Annotated in this window: 22 protein-coding genes; 20 read left to right on the top strand and 2 right to left on the bottom strand. The window is 40.7% G+C overall.

The window, feature by feature from the left end; all coding sequences use genetic code 11:
• The first annotated feature begins 37 nt into the window (after positions 1-37).
• The 12 genes from B6N13_RS23170 (at position 38) to B6N13_RS04390 (ending at position 9,590) form a co-directional block, all read left to right on the top strand.
• A complete protein-coding gene (locus tag B6N13_RS23170; protein WP_211172768.1) occupies positions 38-487 on the top strand; it encodes a hypothetical protein in 450 nt (149 codons plus the stop codon).
• A gap of 103 nt (positions 488-590) precedes the next feature.
• Positions 591-1,223: a type B chloramphenicol O-acetyltransferase gene (gene catB, locus B6N13_RS04440; RefSeq protein ID WP_012070637.1), complete on the top strand. Its 633-nt coding sequence runs from the start codon at positions 591-593 to the stop codon at positions 1,221-1,223.
• Positions 1,224-1,446: 223 nt separating this feature from the next.
• Complete coding sequence (locus B6N13_RS04435; RefSeq protein WP_169458613.1) at positions 1,447-2,136, top strand: hypothetical protein; 690 nt, start codon at positions 1,447-1,449, stop codon at positions 2,134-2,136.
• A gap of 325 nt (positions 2,137-2,461) precedes the next feature.
• Complete coding sequence (locus B6N13_RS04430; protein ID WP_169458612.1) at positions 2,462-2,893, top strand: acetyltransferase; 432 nt, start codon at positions 2,462-2,464, stop codon at positions 2,891-2,893.
• Between the two features lie 93 nt (positions 2,894-2,986).
• Complete coding sequence (locus B6N13_RS04425) at positions 2,987-3,436, top strand: GNAT family N-acetyltransferase (protein WP_169458611.1); 450 nt, start codon at positions 2,987-2,989, stop codon at positions 3,434-3,436.
• A gap of 160 nt (positions 3,437-3,596) precedes the next feature.
• Positions 3,597-3,902, top strand: a complete 306-nt coding sequence (locus B6N13_RS04420; protein WP_169458610.1) for an NIPSNAP family protein — start codon at positions 3,597-3,599, stop codon at positions 3,900-3,902.
• Positions 3,903-4,055: 153 nt separating this feature from the next.
• Complete coding sequence (locus tag B6N13_RS04415; protein WP_169458609.1) at positions 4,056-4,835, top strand: alpha/beta hydrolase; 780 nt, start codon at positions 4,056-4,058, stop codon at positions 4,833-4,835.
• 389 nt (positions 4,836-5,224) lie between these two features.
• The gene (locus B6N13_RS04410) at positions 5,225-5,836 is read left to right on the top strand and encodes a LysE family translocator (protein ID WP_012070631.1); all 612 of its coding nucleotides are present in this window, start codon (positions 5,225-5,227) and stop codon (positions 5,834-5,836) included.
• Positions 5,837-6,160: 324 nt separating this feature from the next.
• Positions 6,161-6,778: a MarC family protein gene (locus tag B6N13_RS04405; RefSeq protein WP_012070630.1), complete on the top strand. Its 618-nt coding sequence runs from the start codon at positions 6,161-6,163 to the stop codon at positions 6,776-6,778.
• 442 nt (positions 6,779-7,220) lie between these two features.
• Positions 7,221-8,135, top strand: a complete 915-nt coding sequence (locus B6N13_RS04400) for a mechanosensitive ion channel family protein (protein WP_169458608.1) — start codon at positions 7,221-7,223, stop codon at positions 8,133-8,135.
• A 377-nt stretch (positions 8,136-8,512) separates the two neighbouring features.
• The gene (locus B6N13_RS04395; RefSeq protein WP_169458607.1) at positions 8,513-9,082 is read left to right on the top strand and encodes a DJ-1/PfpI family protein; all 570 of its coding nucleotides are present in this window, start codon (positions 8,513-8,515) and stop codon (positions 9,080-9,082) included.
• A 148-nt stretch (positions 9,083-9,230) separates the two neighbouring features.
• The gene (locus B6N13_RS04390) at positions 9,231-9,590 is read left to right on the top strand and encodes a ribbon-helix-helix domain-containing protein (RefSeq protein WP_169458606.1); all 360 of its coding nucleotides are present in this window, start codon (positions 9,231-9,233) and stop codon (positions 9,588-9,590) included.
• Between the two features lie 14 nt (positions 9,591-9,604).
• On the opposite strand, the gene B6N13_RS04385 is transcribed toward B6N13_RS04390, so the two are convergent.
• Entirely contained in the window at positions 9,605-10,090 is a 486-nt protein-coding gene (locus tag B6N13_RS04385) for a cytochrome b/b6 domain-containing protein (RefSeq protein WP_169458605.1), read from the bottom strand.
• A gap of 246 nt (positions 10,091-10,336) precedes the next feature.
• Here B6N13_RS04385 and rluF point away from each other — a divergent pair, with 246 nt between their 5' ends.
• From rluF to B6N13_RS04345, 8 genes are all read left to right on the top strand, one after another.
• Positions 10,337-11,407, top strand: a complete 1,071-nt coding sequence (gene rluF / locus B6N13_RS04380; RefSeq protein ID WP_169458604.1) for a 23S rRNA pseudouridine(2604) synthase RluF — start codon at positions 10,337-10,339, stop codon at positions 11,405-11,407.
• A gap of 575 nt (positions 11,408-11,982) precedes the next feature.
• On the top strand, positions 11,983-12,336 hold the full coding sequence (locus B6N13_RS04375; RefSeq protein ID WP_012070624.1) for a DMT family protein: 354 nt from the start codon (positions 11,983-11,985) through the stop codon (positions 12,334-12,336).
• Between the two features lie 26 nt (positions 12,337-12,362).
• On the top strand, positions 12,363-13,364 hold the full coding sequence (locus tag B6N13_RS04370; protein WP_012070623.1) for a hypothetical protein: 1,002 nt from the start codon (positions 12,363-12,365) through the stop codon (positions 13,362-13,364).
• A 6-nt stretch (positions 13,365-13,370) separates the two neighbouring features.
• A complete protein-coding gene (locus B6N13_RS04365) occupies positions 13,371-14,213 on the top strand; it encodes an LEA type 2 family protein (RefSeq protein WP_169458603.1) in 843 nt (280 codons plus the stop codon).
• 113 nt (positions 14,214-14,326) lie between these two features.
• The gene (locus B6N13_RS04360) at positions 14,327-14,827 is read left to right on the top strand and encodes a DUF2867 domain-containing protein (RefSeq protein ID WP_012070621.1); all 501 of its coding nucleotides are present in this window, start codon (positions 14,327-14,329) and stop codon (positions 14,825-14,827) included.
• A 181-nt stretch (positions 14,828-15,008) separates the two neighbouring features.
• The gene (locus tag B6N13_RS04355; protein WP_169458733.1) at positions 15,009-16,280 is read left to right on the top strand and encodes a paraquat-inducible protein A; all 1,272 of its coding nucleotides are present in this window, start codon (positions 15,009-15,011) and stop codon (positions 16,278-16,280) included.
• Entirely contained in the window at positions 16,277-17,923 is a 1,647-nt protein-coding gene (pqiB, locus tag B6N13_RS04350; RefSeq protein ID WP_169458602.1) for an intermembrane transport protein PqiB, read from the top strand. Before B6N13_RS04355 ends, pqiB begins: the two co-directional genes overlap by 4 nt.
• A gap of 20 nt (positions 17,924-17,943) precedes the next feature.
• Positions 17,944-18,540, top strand: coding sequence for an ABC-type transport auxiliary lipoprotein family protein (locus tag B6N13_RS04345; RefSeq protein ID WP_012070618.1), 597 nt, complete (start codon positions 17,944-17,946; stop codon positions 18,538-18,540).
• 80 nt (positions 18,541-18,620) lie between these two features.
• On the opposite strand, the gene B6N13_RS04340 is transcribed toward B6N13_RS04345, so the two are convergent.
• Positions 18,621-19,532, bottom strand: coding sequence for a homocysteine S-methyltransferase family protein (locus tag B6N13_RS04340; RefSeq protein ID WP_211172767.1), 912 nt, complete (start codon positions 19,530-19,532; stop codon positions 18,621-18,623).
• Positions 19,533-19,908 lie beyond the last annotated feature (376 nt).

Genomic DNA, 19,908 nt, shown 5'->3' with positions numbered 1-19,908 from the left:
TAGGGACGATGACTTTTTTCGGTTGAGAATTGGCTATATGCCACAAGCCGAAGATCTATTTGAAGCAATGATGCTCAAATCTAATAATCAATACGAAGAGCATAAAGTCCATTTTTACGCCAATCTTTTCGCAAACGCTTGTTTTGACGAAGCGTTATCCGCAGATATAGTATCTTGGTTTATGCTTGTTTTGGATAAGCTAACATTTTCTCACATAGAAACTCTAAATGAATTTGTTCTATTAGGTAGCAGTTCAAAGTGGATGTGGGGTTACCTTAATGCTATTGCTGATAAATCTCATGTTGTTGCAGCACAATTAGAAGAATTGAAAGGAATGAGGTTGCTCTCATCAGATTATTGGGGAGACACACCAATTGAAGCAACACTCATAGCTGTGCAGTTTATCCAAGCAATAGGGTTTAGTAATCCATTTGATAGTCAGTATTATCACGTTATTAGGTCTAATAATGGTGCGACATACATTTAACAAATCAATCAACTTCGTACCTACGGCGCCGAACGCAGCAAAGCTGCGCCGGTTATTGAAGCGTAAGCTACGATGTTGTTGCAAATTTTTGGTGTAAAATTATATGAATAACTATTTCGAGAGTCCGTTTAAAGGAAAACTTCTCACTGAACAGGTTAAGAATCCGAATATTCAGGTGGGTCGCTATAGCTATTATTCAGGCTATTATCACGGGCATTCATTTGATGATTGTGCTCGCTACCTTCTGCCTGATCGTGACGACGTTGATCAACTGATTATAGGGAGCTTTTGTTCCATAGGCTCGGGCGCTTCTTTTATCATGGCTGGTAATCAAGGGCATCGATATGATTGGGCTACGTCATTTCCTTTTTTTTACATGAATGAAGAGCCTGCGTTTTCAGAGTCCATTGATGCTTTTCAGAGTGCAGGTGATACCGTTATAGGAAGCGATGTTTGGATCGGTTCGGAAGCTATGATCATGCCGGGTATAAAGGTTGGTCATGGTGCGGTTATTGGTAGTAGGGCTTTGGTGACCAAAGATGTAGAGCCTTATTCGATTGTTGGTGGCAATCCGTCAAAAGAGATAAGAAAGCGGTTCTCAGAGCAACAAATTTCAATGTTGCTAGAAATGCAGTGGTGGGATTGGTCATTGGAGCAGATTAAAGAGGCAATGCCTCTTTTGTGTTCGTCTGACATTGCGGAGCTCTATCGTGTATGGCAGCGTTCAAAGATATAAGCTAGGTGCATGCATTTTGCCATATCGCATCTTAACTGACGATTTTTGTAAAAGCCTGAAGATAAGCGGTGGCACGAATGAAGGATTATTTGAAAAGTGAGCAAGTTTCTTTTCAAGCTACTAGGATAAACGTATAACAAATGCATGTTGTCGGATGGTTTTTCCGTTGCGTTCTGAACTAACTGCCAACACAGGCGTTAGGGATAATAAGGAGAGATCTAAGATGAAAGAAATCATTGCCGGAATAGTGGCACTTTTAATTGGGGCTGGTGGCGCTTACTTTTTCCAAAATAGCAAAATTAAGCAGCTAGAAGCGAGAATTGATGCGCTTATCACTGGGCAAGTGCCTGCTTATGGAATTCTATCAAGGGTTAACAGAGTAGAATTAGAAAAGGCAAGCAGTCCATTTAGTTGCAAACTGCAAGATGGTGGTTTTCCTAGGTTTAAAGGGGTTATTCGCTATTTTTGGGATTTTGAGTATGCATATGGAATTATTGTGCCACCCAATTATGATTGGGAAGTAAAAGATCTTGGTAATGGTGTTGGTCAAGTGTTAGCTCCGAGTTTACAGCAATTAAGACCAGCCAAAGTTGAGTTCAGAGATTTTGATGAGATCAATGAAGCCAGCGGTGATCGCTGGGAGCGTATGTATTACGATGCGCTTAAGGTTGCGAAAGAATGGGTCGAATACACCGGTAATTTTCGCCTAAGAGCGGATGAGAATTTGTGGAGTGACTCTAAGGTATCCTTGAGTAACATGTTGCTTCCCTTAGTCAATCAGGCGCGAAAGTCTGCAAATAAGTCTAGTTTTAGTACTCTTGAAGTAGTTTTTAATGGTCAGCCTACATCTTTCGATGCCAAAGCCCTTTCGTTACCAAAAGAATGCAAATCAATACCTGGTATGAATAATTAGTGGCATATGAAGAGTGTGTTTTTATTTGTAAAATGTCTTTTAACTACATTGTTTGGATCATAAAGCCTGAGGGAATCGCTTACCTCGCGGGGCAAATCGCGCTACAAAAGAGCAAATAAAGAATCAACATAGCAGCGATCAAAGACGATCTGAAGCGGCATAGTCCAGACAGACGTTGGTATTGAGCGAGTTATATAACAGGGAAGTCCCTCCATGAAAAAAGCAAATCCCCTATATAGACAACGCAGCCGTTCAACAGTGGGTTATATCCGCAGCTATGCTGTCGTATAACCCTTAATTGTTAAATTTTCAATCGGGTTTAGTGATGAATATCGAGATCGTAGAAAAAGCAGATCACCTTAAGCTTATAGAAGTCTGGGAAGCGTCGGTCAGGGCAACGCATGATTTTCTGGCTGAAGATGATCTAAAGGAGTTAAAGCCGTTAATTTTGGAACAGTATTTTGACGCAGTTGATTTAAGGTGCGTTAAAACCGGTAACGGTGGAATTCAGGGATTCTGCGGAGTACATGACGGTAATATTGAGATGTTGTTCATATCACCTGATGCACGTGGCAAAGGCATTGGTGCCATGTTAGCGGCCCATGCTATCAAAGAGCAGGGAGCATCAAAGGTTGATGTAAACGAGCAGAATGAACAGGCGCTAGGTTTTTACCAGCATATTGGCTTTAAAGTGACAGGTCGATCACCAGTAGATGGGCAGGGTAAGCCTTATCCGTTGTTGCATATGGCGCTATAAAAATTTAACAAGGCCAGGCACTGCGACGTCTTTTTCGTTGCGGCTTTGCTTTCACTACAAAGCCGCGCGTGCTGGCGGCGTTATGTGACAGATATGAGATTCGAACACAAGAGAGTAGAACCAAGTAATATTGATTTTCAGTCACTCGTGGCTGAATTGAACTCATCACTTAGCCAGATCACTAATGATTCTGGCGAAAGCTCGTTTTCACCTGATGCTTTTGATTCGTCGAAAGATGGATGTATTGTGGTGTATCTAAATAAAGTTGCAGTAGCGTGTGGGGTTTTTAGGTACCACCAAAGTGAAGTTTGTGAACTCAAGCGAATGTACTCAAATACACTAGGTGCAGGAACTTATTTACTTGAACAACTCGAAAGTTATGCGATTGAAAAAGGTTACAAAAATGCCGTACTGTCCACACGAAGAGTTAATTTAAAGGCAGTGAATTTTTATCTGCGTAACACTTATTCAGAGTCGGACGCATATGGTAAGTACGTTGGTGTATGGCGCTCAATTTGCCTATCTAAGGCACTTGTCACATAACAAACAATTTAAGATTGATTCACAAAACGCTCGGTGCTTTCACTCCAAACTAGTTTAGTTTTTATGACATAATGTTTTAGACAAGATGTAAGCGTTGTGCTCACCTTAATTTGGTGTTGCCTAGCCCACAAAATCAAGTAATTAGAAGGAATTAGTGTTTATGATTACTTGTTATGTCAGGTATGTAATAGATCCCAAGATGGTTAGGGAGTTCGAAGAATACGCGAAAATGTGGATTCCTCTCGTTGAGAAATTTGGTGGCCAACACAATGGCTATTTTCTACCATCTGAAAGTGCAAATAATATCGCTTTGGCTCTTTTTACATTTGAAAGTTTGTCTGCTTACGAGGATTATCGCATTAAGTCTCAGAATGACGCTGAGTGTATTAAAGCTTTCGAATTTGCCGATAAAGTAGACTGTATTATCAGTTATGAGCGTAGTTTTTTTAGGCCTGTACTTGGTTAAAAAATTACGGATAACAAGCGCTTTAAGATTGACTCGCAAAGTTTGGCCGTTTTGGTTGGATTTGGCTTTTGCGTTTACTCTGTTAAGAGGAAGCTCTTGGTAGTAGGTTGTCAGCCACTTTAGCTGGTGTTAATAATTTAACGAGATTTTATAATGAAATACAAAAGAGAAGGTAACGGAGATTACCTTGTTTTGGTTCATGGAGCATTGACTGATAGCTCTATGTGGAATGATCACTTGGCGTATTTAGCTGCTGATTTTGAAGTAGTGTCTATTACATTACGTTGTTTTGATGAAGGTGATGTAGAAGGTTTTGGTTTAAATACTCACGCTGATGATTTAGCTGAGTTGGTTAATCAGCTTTCCAAGGATAAAGCAGTCAACATAGTTGGCTGGTCGTATGGTGCAGATGTGGTTTTGAATGCTTTAGTAAAGCACGACTTGTCTGTTGCTAAGGTTTTTCTCTATGAGCTTGGTTATCCCGGATGTTTACAAGAACCAGAATTGGGAAAATGGCAGTGGGATGCTAACAAGATGTTTGGTCCTGTGTTTGAACATTTCTCTCAAGGCAATCTTGTGCAAGCGGTGGAGTCTTTGATTGATGGCTCAGGAAATGAGCAAGGCTATTTTCATAGTCAAAGTGAAGCGGTGAAGGCTCTTCAGCTTGCTAAAAAATATACTTTGTCTTATCAGCTCAATCAAAAAGAGCAACCTTTGATAAATGCTGAAACTGTGTCAAAAATCAATGTTCCTGTTGTTTTTGGTTATGGTGAGAACACTCGTGACCTTTTTAAGTTGGTAACCGTTAGAACGTCAGAGTTATTAGGTAATAGCCAATTAAAAGAATTACGTGGTGAAAGTCACATGATGCCGCAAGAGAAGCCAAAAGAGTTCTCACAATATATTAAGAACATATTTTCACCAGAGTGTTAATTTATCAGGTAAGTTTGATTTTCAAAGATCACTATTATTGATTTGTAATGCTCATTTTATAATGACTAAAAAAGCTTAATCATTAAATTGGTTTCAGGTGAAAAATAGATTCGTTTTTCATTTGAAGCCAATTCGCCAGAGTTTATGGCCATGAGTGTTGATGATAAAAAGCTTTCTCGGCTTTACTTTATTTATACCTACTTATAAGTCAACTCTATTGTTACAGCCAAATAGTTATCTGAAGTTTTGGCGGAACTGAAACCGAGATAAATTTCTATTCTAGCGTTTTGTATTCCTAATATTTGTTTTTCTCGAAGAATAAGAGGATGTAAAGTGTGGATGATTGGTTGGATAAACTAAGACAAGTTGATGTAATGAAGGAGACGTGAATGGACAGTTATGCTTTATTTTTAATCATTGCAATAGCAACAGTTTTAAGTCCTGGACCAGGTGTGATTTTGACGCTTACTAACTCGATTCGCTATGGTATGTCTGGCGCTATTGGTGGGATTCTAGGGATTTCCTTTGGGACCTTTATTGTTGCTGGTGTATCAGCCACTAGTTTAGGCCTTTTATTGGCAACATCGACACTTGCATTCAGTATCATGAAATTTGTTGGTGCTGCTTATCTTGTTTATCTTGGCATTAAACTATGGCGTTCTCCGGCTAGAAAAATTGAAGGTAACGGCTCTGCTATCAGAAGCAAAAAACGACAGTTTATAGAAGGTTTAACCATTCAATTAACAAACCCCAAAGCAGTGTTCTTTTTTATGTCAGTATTCCCACAGTTTATCGACTTCACCTCGAATTACGTTGGGCAATTTACACTCCTAGTTGTCAGCTACAGCAGTCTCGTTGTCATCATTCATTTGCTTTATGCGTACCTAGCAAAATCAGCTCGTGGCTGGCTTTCTTCTGAAAAAGGCGGTCGAATTGTCAACCGTCTTGGCGGCGGCACTTTCATCGGCTTTGGCGTAGCGCTTGCAGCTGCGAGTAAGTAATCTGTGGAAAGTTCACTACTACCTGCTTCAGTCTGCGAAGAAACAGATGATGCGAGTAACCAAAGTCGCAAAGTTTCTAGTCATGATGGAAAGCTAAGGACCTTAGTGCATTATAAATGCAGTGTACTGTGTTCTTGATGGTGTCCGTTTTATCAGTAGATTGCGTCTTTTGACCGTTTATAAAGCGGATAGATAATACAAAAGGGTTTAGTATCAGTTGATTAGCAGAAGAGTTTAGATGCAATAGATTGTAGGTCAATAAACTATCATGGCACGATTTCGAAAAAGTAGCACTTAGGGCTATTTCAATAAAAGGAAAAAGATATGAGTGATTTATATACACAGATTATTACCGTGTTTATGAGCTTTTTTGCGATTATGAATCCTATTGCTAATACGGCGGCATTTTCCGGTTTAGTTGGTGATAGAAATAAATCAGAACAAAGAAAAGTAGCGACTAAAGCGCTTCTTATTACTTTTTTTATCATTCTAGCATTCTCTGTTCTTGGAAAAGCTATTTTTCATTTATTTGGTATTACCATTGATGCTCTGAGGATAACAGGGGGAATTTTAGTCTTTGTAGTGGGATACCACATGTTGAATGGTCATGGTTCAAAGTTGCATTCTGCCGAGGGTGACGACGAAGACGATTTAGCTGTATCTCCTTTAGCGGTTCCGCTTCTTGCCGGTCCAGGAACCATAGCAACAGCAATGAACTACTCTGCAACTGGTGGTTTCATGGGAATATTAACGACTGTTTCTGTATTTGCTGTTTTATGCCTCATCACCTTTATCTGTTTTATTTACAGTTCAAATATTTTATCGCTGATAGGTAAAAGCGGACTTAGTATAGTGACTCGATTGATGGGATTAATTCTTGCTGTTATCGGGGTGCAAATGCTGATTGTTGGGTTGATGGCACTCGTCAATAAAGTAAGTTAAAAATATAGCGTTAAATCGCAAGGTTTAGATTGGTTTTTCTATTGCTAGGAAGGAAATTTTAACTGGCTTTGATGCTTCATAAAGTAGTGATATCGACTCTTTCATAGTGAATTTGTCGAATGGATTTCTTTAGGGTTTAAATACAAATAATGGGTGGGTTTAGGTCTTATTTTTAAATAAGCCCATTGTGCGTGTTTTGTGATGGTAGGAAGTAAGAAAGTCTTTTAGTATCAAGTGATAAGAATATCGGCAGATAGGTTGATAGAATAACGTGCTGGGAATAAATGAAATAACACTCATGCTCGCTTTCCCGTTTTAGCTTTAGTTGGTAGTTCTATTAATGGCTTTAGAGTCAGCGACTTAATAGTGATGTTAAGAAAATATGTGTAAACACGCCTGTGCATTAACAAAATGTTATGTTTCTTAACCCAAAAGGATCCCTATGATATCAATTTACGATTATGTTCCTGCAGAGTTTAGACAATTGGCTGTTGTCGGGGTGATTTTAGTCATTACGGTAGTGCTGAATTGGGTTGCCCACGTTGCAGTTAAAAGGGCGTCGTTGTCAAAAATAGCGCGAGATTCCGTAGATACTACTGTCCTTAATTTTGCGCAAAGATTAATAACCGTTGTTATTTATGGCACGGGCATTGGGGCATCCTTAACACATATCCCTGAGTTAAAAATTGTCGGGCACTCATTGCTGACTGGAGCTGGCATTCTAACCGTTGTGGGCGGGTTGGCATCTCAGCAGGTTTTGGGAAATATTGTAAGCGGATTTATGATTATTTTCTTTAGACCATTCCGTATCGGGGACAAAATCACGCTATCAGGGAATTACACAGGAGTCGTCGAAGACATTACGCTAAGAGAAACCATCATAAGGGATTTCGAAAACAACCGTGTAATCATTCCCAATTCACAAATAAGCAGCCAAGTAATTGTTAATACAAACCACACTGACAACCGCGTTTGTAAATTTATCGAAGTTGGTGTCGGCTACTCATCCGATCTTGATCTGGCAATGACAATAATGACCGAAGAGATAAGCGGACATCCTTTTTTAATAGATCAACGCACAGAGGAACAAAAACGAGATGGTGTTCCGGTTGTCGTCGTTCGCCTCACTAGCCTTGGTGATTCCTCCATCACGCTAAAAGCTTGGGCTTGGGCGGAAAATTCAGGTAACGGTTTTATTTTGCAGTGCGACTCGTATGTGAATATAAAACGTCGATTTGACCAAGCAGGCATAGACATTCCATTTCCTCAAACAACGATTTCTTTTGCGGAAAATGCGTCGGTACAGATCATGCGGAACAAAACTCTCACCGATGATGCCTCTAAAAACGAAACATAACAATTGCATGGGGTGGTACGGCATTTTCCAATCAGCCCTTCGGGCTAGAATCCACATGCGCCCTTCATGCAAGAAGTTAATTACAAGGAGTGTAAATTGTTATTTCAAGATACATTGGATAATGCTCATAAAAAAATGGAAGAGGCTAATATTAAAAAGTCGAATTATAGTTCGCCTTTTTTAATATTAAGTACGTGGCTTACAGGATGAAAACTTCGTTTTCAGCGTCAGATTACGCCTCGTTCCTCGTCTTATCTGACCTACGTTCTTTGGTCCCCAAAAGGGGCTGGGGCTGAATGTAATAACCCCTTAATACCTTTTTCCTTTCTCTAGCTGTTACAACATAGGACGTTTTAACCAAAACAGGAGAAGGTGTCATGTCGAATAAAAAAATCTTAATGATCACAGGTGATTTCACGGAAGACTACGAAACTATGGTGCCGTTTCAGGCGCTGATGAGTGTCGGTCATACTGTGCATGCGGTGTGTCCTGATAAGAAGTCGGGCGATATGGTAGCGACAGCTATTCATGATTTTGAGGGAGATCAAACGTACACAGAAAAGCCGGGGCATCGTTTTGCCTTGAATGCGACCTTTGCTGATATCAAGGTGGAAGATTACGATGCCTTGGTTATTCCAGGTGGTCGAGCACCTGAGTATCTTCGTTTGAATAAAACCGTAGTTGCGATGGTGAAGCACTTTTTTGATACCAATAAACCTGTAGCGGCGGTTTGTCATGGCGCGCAGTTGCTTGCAGCAGCAGGTGTGTTGGAAGGCAGAAAATGTTCTGCGTATCCTGCTTGTCAGCCGGAAGTGGAGCTTGCGAAAGGTGAGTTTATGGATATTCCAGTAGATCAAGCTGTGACTGATGGTAATCTAGTAACAGCGCCAGCGTGGCCTGCACATCCAGCTTGGCTTGCTCAGTTTTATGCGTTATTGGAAAGCTAAGTTAAATTTACTGAGTGAATTCGGGTGAGTTTAGTAAGTGTAAAAGTATGAACTCACCCGACTATTTTCCTATATCTTGGGCTAGACTGTTTGCAGTGAGCCATTCATTCCAATAATAAAAAAAACGTCATTCAGTAAGGAAAATACAATGTGTAAGCTCTTCGTGAATTCAGATCCTAGCCTATGGCAAAATGTCACTCGTTCTTTGCGTATTGATGGCATGGTTACCAGTATTCGGCTAGAAAGTTTCTTTTGGTTTACGCTGGAAGAGATAGCTCAGCGCGACAAGTTGTCTTTGTCGCAGATGATTGCCAAGCTCAATCATGAAGCTTTAGATGCCGGTCATAACTTGGATAATTTCACTTCTTTCTTACGAGTTTGTGCCATGCGTTATCTGCATTTGCAAACCATTGGTATGCTGCCTCACTCCCATGAAGTGAGCATTGCGTCTCTTAATTCAGATCGTATTCTTGAACAGGAGAGATACTATCTAGAGACGCATCAGTAACAATTTATTGGTCGCTATTTCTGTCCAAACATTTTTAGTAGTGTTCCGTCTTTCAGTACATATTGATGAAATAGGGCAGCTGCGGCGTGTAGCAAGACTAACGACATCATGATGTTCATCGCTATTTCGTGCACATCTCCCATGATGTGAATGCCTAAATACCAAGCGATGGCGCCAAATACTGGCACTAAAAACATCAGTAAATATAAGAATTCATGGACGATACGAGAGACGCGGTCGAGTAAACTCTTCGAGTTTGTTTTGAATTTTTTAGACATGAAGCGAACGATAATGCGGATCACAACCAGAGCAATTATGCCCAAACCGACATATACATGTAGTGATGACACTAAGTTATAACCAGTGTTGCTGTCGTCTAGATGTTGACGAAAAGCGCGCCCCATTCCTTCACTAACGAAGTAGTTAAAAATAATCAAAGCCGCAATGGCCCAGTGCAGTAAAATTTGCGCTGTGTTGTAAGATCGCTCTTGGTTTTGCATTTGAATCTCCATAGATAACCGATTGAGGTGGTGCCACCACTTTTGCTCATCAATTCTAGCGATGTAAGATTAAGACTTTCTTAACAGTTATACGATTATGGATATATTTCTAGGTTTCTGGCTTTCTCTCCTAAAATGCTCACTGCGTTTCCTATATAATAGGCGCCATCTCGTTGTTGACGATTCATTCAGTTTAGGCTCTTTTTTTAATAAGAAAGGCTTTTTATTAGGTAAAAATGGCACTTTATGTTTAACGCTTCATCTACTCGTTTAAATAAATACATCAGCGAAAGCGGTATCTGCTCTCGAAGAGACGCTGACCGCTTTATTGAACAAGGCAATGTGTTCATCAATGGCAAGCGTGCTTCGGTGGGCGATCAAGTTGTTGCCGGTGATACGGTGCGAGTTAATGGGCAGATCATTGAGCCGCAGGATGCAGATGACTTTGTTTTTATTGTGCTGAATAAGCCTGTTGGCATTGTGAGTACCACGGAAAGTTCTGAAAAAAATAATATTGTTGATTTCGTTAGCCATGGGGTGCGAATTTTCCCAATTGGTCGTTTAGACAAAGACTCCCAAGGTTTGATTTTTTTGACCAACAATGGCGACCTAGTTAATAAAGTACTGCGTGCTGGCAATAATCACGAGAAAGAATATTTGGTGACGGTTAATAAGCCGATCACGGATGATTTTATTGCTGGTTTGGCCGGTGGTGTGCCTATCTTGGGGACCATGACGAAGAAATGCCCAGTGACGAAAGTGTCGCCTACAGTATTTAATATTACCTTGGTGCAAGGTTTGAATCGTCAAATTCGCCGTATGTGTGAGTATTTCGGTTATGAGGTCGTTAAATTAGAGCGCACACGAATTATGAACGTGAGCCTAAAAGGCATTCCTGTAGGGGAGTGGCGAGATTTAACACCCAAAGAATTGTCTGTGTTGCTGAAGTCTATTGAAGATTCGTCTTCAGAAGCCAGTGCGCCAGCGAAGAAGTCTCGCAATGCGCCGCGAAAAAATACTCGTACTGACGGCTCTTCAAAGCCGAAAGTATCCTCAAAGCCTAAAGCGCCGTCTAAACCAATGGGCGCAGCAAAGGGGAATACTAAACACCCTAAAGATGACGCTAGAAAACCAGCAGGTTCTAAGGGTAAAGATAGACGTCCTTTTGGTGATAGTAAAAAGCCTGCTGGAAACGGTGCTGGTAAACGACCAACAGGTAAACCGGGGGGATCTCCCAAGGGTAATGGCAAGAAGCCGACTACAAATGGTAAACGTCCGTCAGCTGGTAGAGGCTCGCAGAGGTCTTCGCGCCCATAGTAATTGGTATGCATTATTATATAAAAAAGCCCTAATCAAATTAGGGCTTAGATGATTCGAATTTAATGCCACCATGCCAATATGGTGGCTAGCTGGAGGGATTAATTACCTAATACATTGGTTGGAGCTTTTTTGGTCACCTTCGCAGCTTTCTTTTCTTTTGCCGTTAAAAGCGGTTTCTTTTTTGTCTCTTTTTTACTGTTTTGACCCTTACTCATGATATTCACCATTAGTCATCACTGTATAACCTCAGTCGGTTCTCACCAACTTAAGGGCTGTTGCTGCGCACGGTTGTAATAGACGCCGTGAAATTTGTTCCGTAGCAAACTGAGTATGTTCTTATTGTAGAGCAAGTAAAGGGTTTTCCTTGGCACTAGACGCTTATTTTTTGTCAGCTTAATGGCTTTTTGATGGAGGAGTTACTGGAAAGTGTCGGTGACTAGCTGTGTTTGTGGTTGGTAATTGTAAGTTTTGAAGCAGTTGGTTTTATTTTGCTTATAATGGGCTGTTATGTGGGCAAAGTGACTGCTTGGTGTTGGTTTTTTTACTTTAATATGTGTTGTTGAGAGCAATATATGAATCCTATTGCGTTAAGTGTTTCCCTGCTAATTTGTAGCAACATTTTTATGACCTTTGCTTGGTATGCTCATTTGAAAGAGCTGAATAATAAGCCTTGGATTATTGCCGCGTTGATCAGTTGGGGCATCGCTTTGTTCGAGTATTTGTTGCAGGTGCCCGCTAATCGTATTGGCTACACTGCACTGAATGTTGGACAGTTAAAAATTATGCAAGAGGTGATAACCTTGATGGTCTTTGTACCATTTTCGGTTTATTACCTAAAAGAGCCTTTAAAACTGGATTATCTTTGGGCTGGGTTATGTTTAGTTGGCGCGGTTTATTTTGCTTTTCGCAGTAAGTTTAGCGTGTAACACAAATTGTATTGTTAAGGATGGTTATGTACACAGACGAAGATTTAAATTTAGCGGTCAAGAATGGTGTCTTTTCTGCTACCTCGGTAGAGGAGTTTCGCCAGCTTGTATCGTCCTCAAATGGCTCCTCGGCAGTAGATGAAGAGAACTTTCGTTTAGTAGGTGGTTTTAACGATATTTTTATTGTGATTGCTTGTGCTTTGCTGTTGTTTTCATCGCTTTGGGTGTTGATGTCGATTAATGAAAGCTTAGGCTATTTGGTGTTTTCTGCCTTATCTTGGGGGCTAGCAGAGGTATTTGTAAAGCGTCGAAAATTGGCCTTGCCAGCTATCGTGTTACTGCTGACGTTTGTTGGTGGCGTTTTTGGTTTAGCTAGTTCTCTATTTGGTGCAGAGTCTAGTTATGCGGTGATTTTTGCAACAGCGTTTTCAACACTGGCTGCCTATTTTCATTGGCGTCGCTTCAGTGTACCCATTACCGTCGCTGTTGGAACAGGAACTGGGTTGGCGTTATTAGGTTCTACTGTACTGAGTATTTTTCCTGATAGTACAGGGCTTCTTATGGTGACCTTATTTATGTGCGGGTGTGTGGCATTTGCCTTTGCTATGTATTGGGATGCGGGCGACACGAGCCGAACAACACGCAAATCTGATGTGGCTTTTTGGTTGCATTTGTTGTCAGCGCCTTTGATTATCCATCCTATTTTTTCAAGCCTTGGGGTGCTGGATGGTAATGAAAGCTTGGGTAATATGTTATTGATTGTTCTTCTGTATTTATTGATGACGATGGTGTCTATCTCTATTGATCGTCGCGCGTTCATGGTGTCGTCATTGATGTATGTGATTTACGCTTTGACGAGTCTGATTGAAAATTACGGCGGTGTTGGTTATAGCTTTGCGATTACTGGTATTGTGATGGGGGCATCTTTGCTGTTGCTATCTATTTATTGGCATGCGGTTCGGTTTGTATTTGTGCAACGATTGCCTGAACGCATACAAGGCTATCTTCCAGTGATTAAAAGAAGGTAGGGTAGTATGTTTTATCGTTTTATAGGAATGGCACTCATTATGCTTTTGTCTGGCTGTAGCGCTCTACAGAAGACGATGGATGTCCATAAGCCAACGGCATCGGTAACGGGTGCTTCGATTGAGGGATTATCAACCGAGGCCGTGACTTTGTTGGTTGATGTAAAAGTTACTAACCCTAATTCTTTTGCACTTAAGACAGCAGGTTTTGATTTGGATCTGTTAGTCAATAAACACAATATAGCGACGCTTAATCAGCCAGATAGCAGTTTATCTTTGCCTGCAAAAGGCAGTAATAGTGTACGGTTGCCTGTAACATTGACGTTTGATCAAGTGATTAAGAGCGTAGGTGGGTTGGCAAACAAAACAGAATTGGATTACGCGGTTGAAGGCAAAGTGGTGATTAATTTACCTGTATTAGGTGACTTTGATATGCCAGTTGATTTTGCAGGTGTTCTCCCTATTCCTAAGCAACCGGACATTACGTTTAAAAACTTAAATATAGATTCAATTGGTTTAAGTGGCGTTAAGCTTAGTGTCGACTTGGAGATTGTTAATCCTAACCGCTTTGATGTGAACTTGAGTAACGTTCGCTATCAGTTAAAGACGGAGGGTAAATCACTAGGTGAAGGTAGGATTCAAAACATCGACTTATTGGAAGGTAAGACTCAGCACCTTTCGATACCACTTTCTATCGCTATGAGTGATATGGGTTCTAGTTTGTATCGCCTTTTGACAAGTTCTGATCCTATAGCTGTAGATGTGAGTGTTGGTGCCGATGTGGATACAAATATTGACGGCTGGAAGTCAACCCCGTTGTCATTTGAAACTAAGCAGATATTGAATCGTTAGCGATGATTGATTTTTGTTTTTTTGTGTTCGTAAGATTAGATATGACGTCTTTCTTTAAACAATGGAAACAAAAGTAAATAGGTTAAAGGAAAAGGATTTAAAGGAATAAAAATATGAATAATCCCCCTCAAAAAGCCGCTATTTCGTTGATGATTGACAATGCGTATTTTATGGATTGCTTTGTTGGTTATGTCGTAAATAAAAATCAGACTGCCATGGAAATTTGGTTGTCGATGGCGAAAGAAGCCCCAGAGTGGTTTAATTTCCTCATGTCTCTACGTAACAGAATTGTTAGCTGTCTGGGCTTGAAGAACCTTGGGGCATTGGGAAATTTTATTTCTTCAAAACAAGCTGATGATTATCTAGAAGGAGACCGAGTCGGCATTTTCTCTGTTTTTATGAATGAAGCAAACGAAGTTATTCTGGAGGACAAGGATAAACATCTTAATGTTAGGTTGTCTGTGTATCTAGAGTCGGAAAATGACGTTCAAAAAGTTTCTATCACAACGGTTGTGCATGTGAATAACCGCTTAGGTAAGGCTTACATGCTATTTGTTGGACCTGTCCACAAATTAATTGTGCCAGCGATTTTGTCTCGGCTACCGAAGGTTTAATGAGAGTGTCTTTTACTTTTTATAGTACCTTGTTAGCGTGGATGGTTAACTAGGTAGGTTATCAATGAATAAATTGATTTAGAATGTTATATCTTAGATAGCTTGATTCTTGTCTGTGTTCTCGTGTTAGATAGGTTCTTAGATGTTTTGTTAGGGGGCTTTATTGAGTCGTGGTTTTGGTATGAGTCATTACGTGTTTCACGAAAATATAACGACTTGTGAAGAGTGCGATTTCGTTAACAGTATACCGCCGCTGCAGAGTGGTGAACGTTTTAGATGTCAACATTGTGGCCATGTTTTAGTGAGTATTCATAAACATGTTGCAGCACGAATTATGGGGGCTGGTTTGTCTGCTTTGTTGATGCTGGCGTTAGCTATGAGCTTTCCTTTTCTTGGTTTTTCTACCAACGGTATTGAACGCAGTGTGACTTTGTTCGATACCTTGAGTGTTTTGCTTAGTCATGGCTATCTTGTGCTAGGGGCTATCATTAGCTTAGCGCTGTTTGTATTTCCTCTTGTTTACTTATTTTCGGTTTTATTTCTAGTTTGGTCTTCTCAACATAAAGAGGTGCTGGATTTTGCTCGGCGCTATTGTATTCGTTGGCTTGTGGTTATTCAGCCTTGGTTGATGGTCGATGTTTTTTTAGTTGGTATTCTAGTGGCATTAGTCAAGATGAGCAGCTTGGCTGATATTTCATTGGAACTGTCTTTCTGGGCGTTTTGTGGTTACGTCATTTTCTTGTTAAAAACGGTCACTTTAGTAGATAAGCGTTGGTTTTGGAATCAGGTCGCTGGTAAGGCGGCTGATCACCTTATGATTAATGCGACGGCTAAGCAGCAAGGGTTAATTGGTTGCCATTTTTGCGGTGCAACTCAGTTAGGTAATGCGAAGCATTGTGACCGCTGTGGCCATTCTATTAGTAGTAGGCGTCCGAAAAGTATCATGACAACTGTTGCCTTGTTAATTGCTTCTTTAGTTATGTACATACCTGCGAATGTATTTCCTATTATGCAGACCACGTTTTTGGGTAGCACCGAACCCTCGACCATTATGGGAGGCGTATTGTTGCTTTGGTCACTAGAGTCCTATCCTGTTGCCTTGATTATCTTGTTCGCGAGTGTGGTGATTCCTCTTGCTAAAGTGTTGGCGCTGAGTTGGTTATGTTGGCAAAGTTATTTTCCAAGCCATAGGCAGACCGAGCAAAAAATGAAACTGTATCGTATTACTGAGCTGGTGGGGCGTTGGTCAATGATTGATGTTTTTGTGGTAGCTATATTGACCAGTTTAGTTCAGATGGGGAATTTCATGTCAATTTTACCGGGTCCTGCGGTGTTGTCCTTTACGGCTGTTATTGTTTTAACTATGTTAGCGGCAATGACATTTGATCCAAGATTACTATGGGATAAAGACGATGCACCTAGTGCCTCCTCTTTAGCAAGGAGTGAAGAGTGAGTGATCCGAACAAGCAAGTAGAAAATATGCGTCAAGTCCGATTTAACTCTATTTGGCTTGTGCCTTTAATTGCGCTTTTGGTTGCAGGTTGGATGCTCTATCAAAATTGGTCCAGTCAAGGGCCTGTTATTACTTTGTTAGCAGCCAATGCTGATGGATTAGAAATAGGTAAGACAAAACTTAAATCTCGTAACGTAGATGTGGGTAGGGTGATCGACATCCGCCTGAGTGAAGATTATGAGAATGCTATTATTAAAGTTCGCATGAACCACGGTACAGAGCAAATGTTGCGCGATGATGCAAGATTTTGGGTGGTCAAACCGCGAATTGGTAAAGAAGGAGTGAGTGGACTTGGTACTCTTCTATCTGGGGCTTATATTGATATGACTCCTGGTGTGAAAGGGCGATTACAAACGGATTTTACTCTTTTAAGTCAGCCGCCGCTTTCGACTGAAAATGAAGGTGTACGTCTTGTTTTATCTAGTACTGAAGGGTCGAAACTGGACGTTGGTGCTTTGGTGCATTTTCGTGGTTACGAAGTCGGTTATGTTGAAAAAGTCGGCTTTGACACAGAAAAAGGTGCCATTACTTATCGTGTTGTAATTCGCTCACCTTATGATGCTTTGGTAAATAGTGATGTTCAGTTTTGGATGACGCCTGGGTTATCATTTAAGAGCTCTGCAAGTGGTTTTGAAGTTCGACTCGATTCATTAGAGACATTTTTTGCGGGTGGTATTTCCTTTGGGTTACCTCCTGGTAGAACCGCAGGACAACCCGTTAAAGATATGGCTCCATTTCGCCTGTTCTCTTCTAAAGAAAGTGCTGCTAATAATATGTTCAGTGAATTTATTAACTATGTCTTTTTGTTTGAGAGCAATATTAGTGGTTTAACGCCTGGTGCCGCGGTTGAGTTTCGCGGTGTACGAATTGGTACTGTGCTTGATGTGCCATTTAACGGCATCCCAATGGATTCGTTGACTTCCCTTGATACACCTTTAATTCCTGTTCGTGCACGCATCGAGCCCCAGCGTTTGAATTCTTTAGATACTTCTGGTGCGATGTCATTGCAGAAATGGAATGAATTAATCGAAGACCGTATTAATAAAGGGGTTAGGGCTTCTTTAAAAATTGGTAACTACTTGAATGGCGCAAAAGTTATTAATATTGATTTTATGAAAAACCCACCGCCAGTGACAATAAAGGAATTTGCTGGCTATCAGATTTTTCCGACGGCACCGGATGCGTTCGCTAATATTGAAACAAAAGTGGGTACCATTTTAGATAATGTGTCTCAAGTACCTCTTAATAAGACGTTTGAACAGCTTGGTCAAACGATGAATGAAGCCAATGAAACGTTACGCCAGTTGCAAGAACTGAGTAAAAGTGTCAAACAGCTGATTGATAAATCAGAGACTCAACAGCTGCCTGCAGACCTTGCAGCAACGATTAATGAGTTGAATTTAACATTGGAAACTTATCAGGCAAATGGTCAAATAGGTCGCCCATTGAAAGAAAATATGGTGTCGTTAGGGCGAGCATTAAATGAATTGCAGCCATTGCTTCGACAGTTGAGAGAGAATCCAAACACTTTGATCTTTGATAGTAAACCACGGGCAGATGTTGAGCCGAAAGCGGCGAAGTAGTTGAAGGGAATAAAATAAACATGATGATTTATGGGCGGACATTTCTGCTAGTGTTGATTAGTTGGATGATGATTGGCTGTGCTACACCGACACCACCTAGCAAAGAATATCTGTTAATGGATACAGGATTGCATAATACCCAAGTCCAAGTGACGAAAAAAATATCTGTGCAGCTGATGCCAATCGTAGTAGCCAATTACTTGGCTGGTAATGAAATTGTATTGGTAACAAAACAGGGAGATGTTCATCGCTCCCAGAGCAATTTGTGGGCTGAGTCTTTGTCGCCTCAATTAACTCGTCTAACGCAACAGCGATTAGAGAAGGCTTTGCCTAATATTACTTGGTTTGGTGGTCAGCGATTACCTTCTTATGCGATTGCTTTATTGAATATTGAGGTGGATGATTTTTACGCGGATTTAGAGGGGATGATACATATTTCTGGGCGCTGGCAGGTTATTTCTGCAACGGGGGAGCTGTCTGCTTCTAATACGTTTGAAGTTCAGCGTAAATTAAAATCCGATGGCTATTCAACCATGGTGCAAACACTTTCTGCCAGTTGGTTTGATCAGGTGATTGGCCCCATGGCTAAAGAGATTGCCCAGTCGTTTAAAAACTAAAAGTCATTAAAAATTACAATCAAAAAGGGACAGTGAATAAATTCGCTGTCCCTTTTTGATTTAAGTATTAATAGTGCTGATTAGTTTGCCTTGTTGAATTCGTTCATAGCAGTAATGTGTTCAGGCCCAATTCCGCAACATCCGCCAATTAATGTTGCTCCGTCTTCTACCCATTGTTTAACCCATGCTAGGTAGGCAGGAGGCGTTAGATCAGTACGTATCTCATCAAGGCCATCATTTGCAGTGGCATTTTTAGGTTGTGGTGGAAAAGCATTGGCGTAAGCACCGATTTGAATGCCGTTAGCATTTAAAGAAGACAATGTTGTTTGGGTGACTTGAATGGCTTTACCGATAATTTCGGGCTGGCTACAATTAAACAGAATTGCATTTACACCAATGGCTTGCATGGCTTTTACGGCTTCAGCGACGGTTTCGCCTGAGCGTAATAAAGGTTCCGTGGTTGGCTCTAAATCTTCAAGAGTAAAAGATACCCAGAAAGGTTTTTTATCGGTATCAATTTTATCGACAAGGGCTTTTACACGAGTCACTTCATCGATCAAACTTTGTGTTTCTGATAACCAAAGGTCCACATAAGGATTGAGCGATTCAATGAGCGGAACTGCTAATTCTTCTACGCGATCTGCTTGATAAAGATCTGCGCGATAAGAACCAAACAATGGTGCAAGAGAACCTGCTACTTTTGTGTTTGTGCCGCTTTCGTCAGCGGCCTCACGAGCGACTTTGCCTGAAAGTACCGCCAGTGCGCGGCCTTGTTTTTTAAAGGCCTCTTCGCCTATATGAAAGGGTACTAAAGCATAACTATTGGTAGTGATGACACGTGAGCCGCTTTGGATATAAGACTGATGCACTTCTTTCACAATGTTTGGTGCTTCCATCATAGCTAAGGCTGACCATTCTGGTTGTTTGAATGGTGCGCCGCGGCGTTCAAGTTCTCGGCCCATACCACCATCAAGAATAGTGAATGAAGTCATAAAAAATCCTATTGTATATTTGTGTATGCGGCGATTTTAGACAGATTTTTAAAGTATTCAATGGCAAAACACATTATCTAAGTGAAACTAGAGGTCTTTTGTATAGCGTTTAAGTATATCCGTGTTAGTTTCAGGCTTCTCGTCACTGTCTAGTTGATCATTAATCATGACGCCCATAGAGGGTAGAGAGGTTCGTTCGATTATTGCCCTTTGATTTAGGAATAACGATACATTGCTCATTAATGATTTTTACAAAGCTTGGTTTTCCTCCACGAGGTGAACAATCAGTATGACCTTCGGTGTTGTAACTGGCTAGAGTGAAAAAAGAAGCATTTTATTATGTGGATGAAGTGACGCCATTTAACATTCGGGAATT

This window comes from Marinomonas sp. UCMA 3892 (assembly GCF_012726345.1).
GTDB lineage: Bacteria > Pseudomonadota > Gammaproteobacteria > Pseudomonadales > Marinomonadaceae > Marinomonas.
The sequence above is the reverse complement of the archived record's forward strand: the minus strand, read 5'-3'. Positions and strand labels throughout refer to the sequence as shown.

What these genes read in the sequence shown, in the direction of transcription:
- B6N13_RS04375 (WP_012070624.1), top strand. Translation starts at nt 11,983, where the DNA reads ATGAATCCTATTGCGTTAAGTGTTTCCCTGCTAATTTGTAGCAACATT.
- B6N13_RS04425 (WP_169458611.1), top strand. Translation starts at nt 2,987, where the DNA reads ATGAGATTCGAACACAAGAGAGTAGAACCAAGTAATATTGATTTTCAG.
- catB (WP_012070637.1), top strand. Translation starts at nt 591, where the DNA reads ATGAATAACTATTTCGAGAGTCCGTTTAAAGGAAAACTTCTCACTGAA.
- B6N13_RS04395 (WP_169458607.1), top strand. Translation starts at nt 8,513, where the DNA reads ATGTCGAATAAAAAAATCTTAATGATCACAGGTGATTTCACGGAAGAC.
- B6N13_RS23170 (WP_211172768.1), top strand. Translation starts at nt 38, where the DNA reads ATGCCACAAGCCGAAGATCTATTTGAAGCAATGATGCTCAAATCTAAT.
- B6N13_RS04430 (WP_169458612.1), top strand. Translation starts at nt 2,462, where the DNA reads ATGAATATCGAGATCGTAGAAAAAGCAGATCACCTTAAGCTTATAGAA.
- B6N13_RS04435 (WP_169458613.1), top strand. Translation starts at nt 1,447, where the DNA reads ATGAAAGAAATCATTGCCGGAATAGTGGCACTTTTAATTGGGGCTGGT.
- B6N13_RS04415 (WP_169458609.1), top strand. Translation starts at nt 4,056, where the DNA reads ATGAAATACAAAAGAGAAGGTAACGGAGATTACCTTGTTTTGGTTCAT.
- B6N13_RS04385 (WP_169458605.1), bottom strand. Translation starts at nt 10,090, where the DNA reads ATGCAAAACCAAGAGCGATCTTACAACACAGCGCAAATTTTACTGCAC.
- B6N13_RS04340 (WP_211172767.1), bottom strand. Translation starts at nt 19,532, where the DNA reads ATGACTTCATTCACTATTCTTGATGGTGGTATGGGCCGAGAACTTGAA.
- B6N13_RS04360 (WP_012070621.1), top strand. Translation starts at nt 14,327, where the DNA reads ATGAATAATCCCCCTCAAAAAGCCGCTATTTCGTTGATGATTGACAAT.
- B6N13_RS04390 (WP_169458606.1), top strand. Translation starts at nt 9,231, where the DNA reads ATGTGTAAGCTCTTCGTGAATTCAGATCCTAGCCTATGGCAAAATGTC.
- rluF (WP_169458604.1), top strand. Translation starts at nt 10,337, where the DNA reads ATGTTTAACGCTTCATCTACTCGTTTAAATAAATACATCAGCGAAAGC.
- B6N13_RS04405 (WP_012070630.1), top strand. Translation starts at nt 6,161, where the DNA reads ATGAGTGATTTATATACACAGATTATTACCGTGTTTATGAGCTTTTTT.
- B6N13_RS04400 (WP_169458608.1), top strand. Translation starts at nt 7,221, where the DNA reads ATGATATCAATTTACGATTATGTTCCTGCAGAGTTTAGACAATTGGCT.
- B6N13_RS04355 (WP_169458733.1), top strand. Translation starts at nt 15,009, where the DNA reads ATGAGTCATTACGTGTTTCACGAAAATATAACGACTTGTGAAGAGTGC.
- B6N13_RS04365 (WP_169458603.1), top strand. Translation starts at nt 13,371, where the DNA reads ATGTTTTATCGTTTTATAGGAATGGCACTCATTATGCTTTTGTCTGGC.
- B6N13_RS04420 (WP_169458610.1), top strand. Translation starts at nt 3,597, where the DNA reads ATGATTACTTGTTATGTCAGGTATGTAATAGATCCCAAGATGGTTAGG.
- B6N13_RS04370 (WP_012070623.1), top strand. Translation starts at nt 12,363, where the DNA reads ATGTACACAGACGAAGATTTAAATTTAGCGGTCAAGAATGGTGTCTTT.
- B6N13_RS04345 (WP_012070618.1), top strand. Translation starts at nt 17,944, where the DNA reads ATGATGATTTATGGGCGGACATTTCTGCTAGTGTTGATTAGTTGGATG.
- B6N13_RS04410 (WP_012070631.1), top strand. Translation starts at nt 5,225, where the DNA reads ATGGACAGTTATGCTTTATTTTTAATCATTGCAATAGCAACAGTTTTA.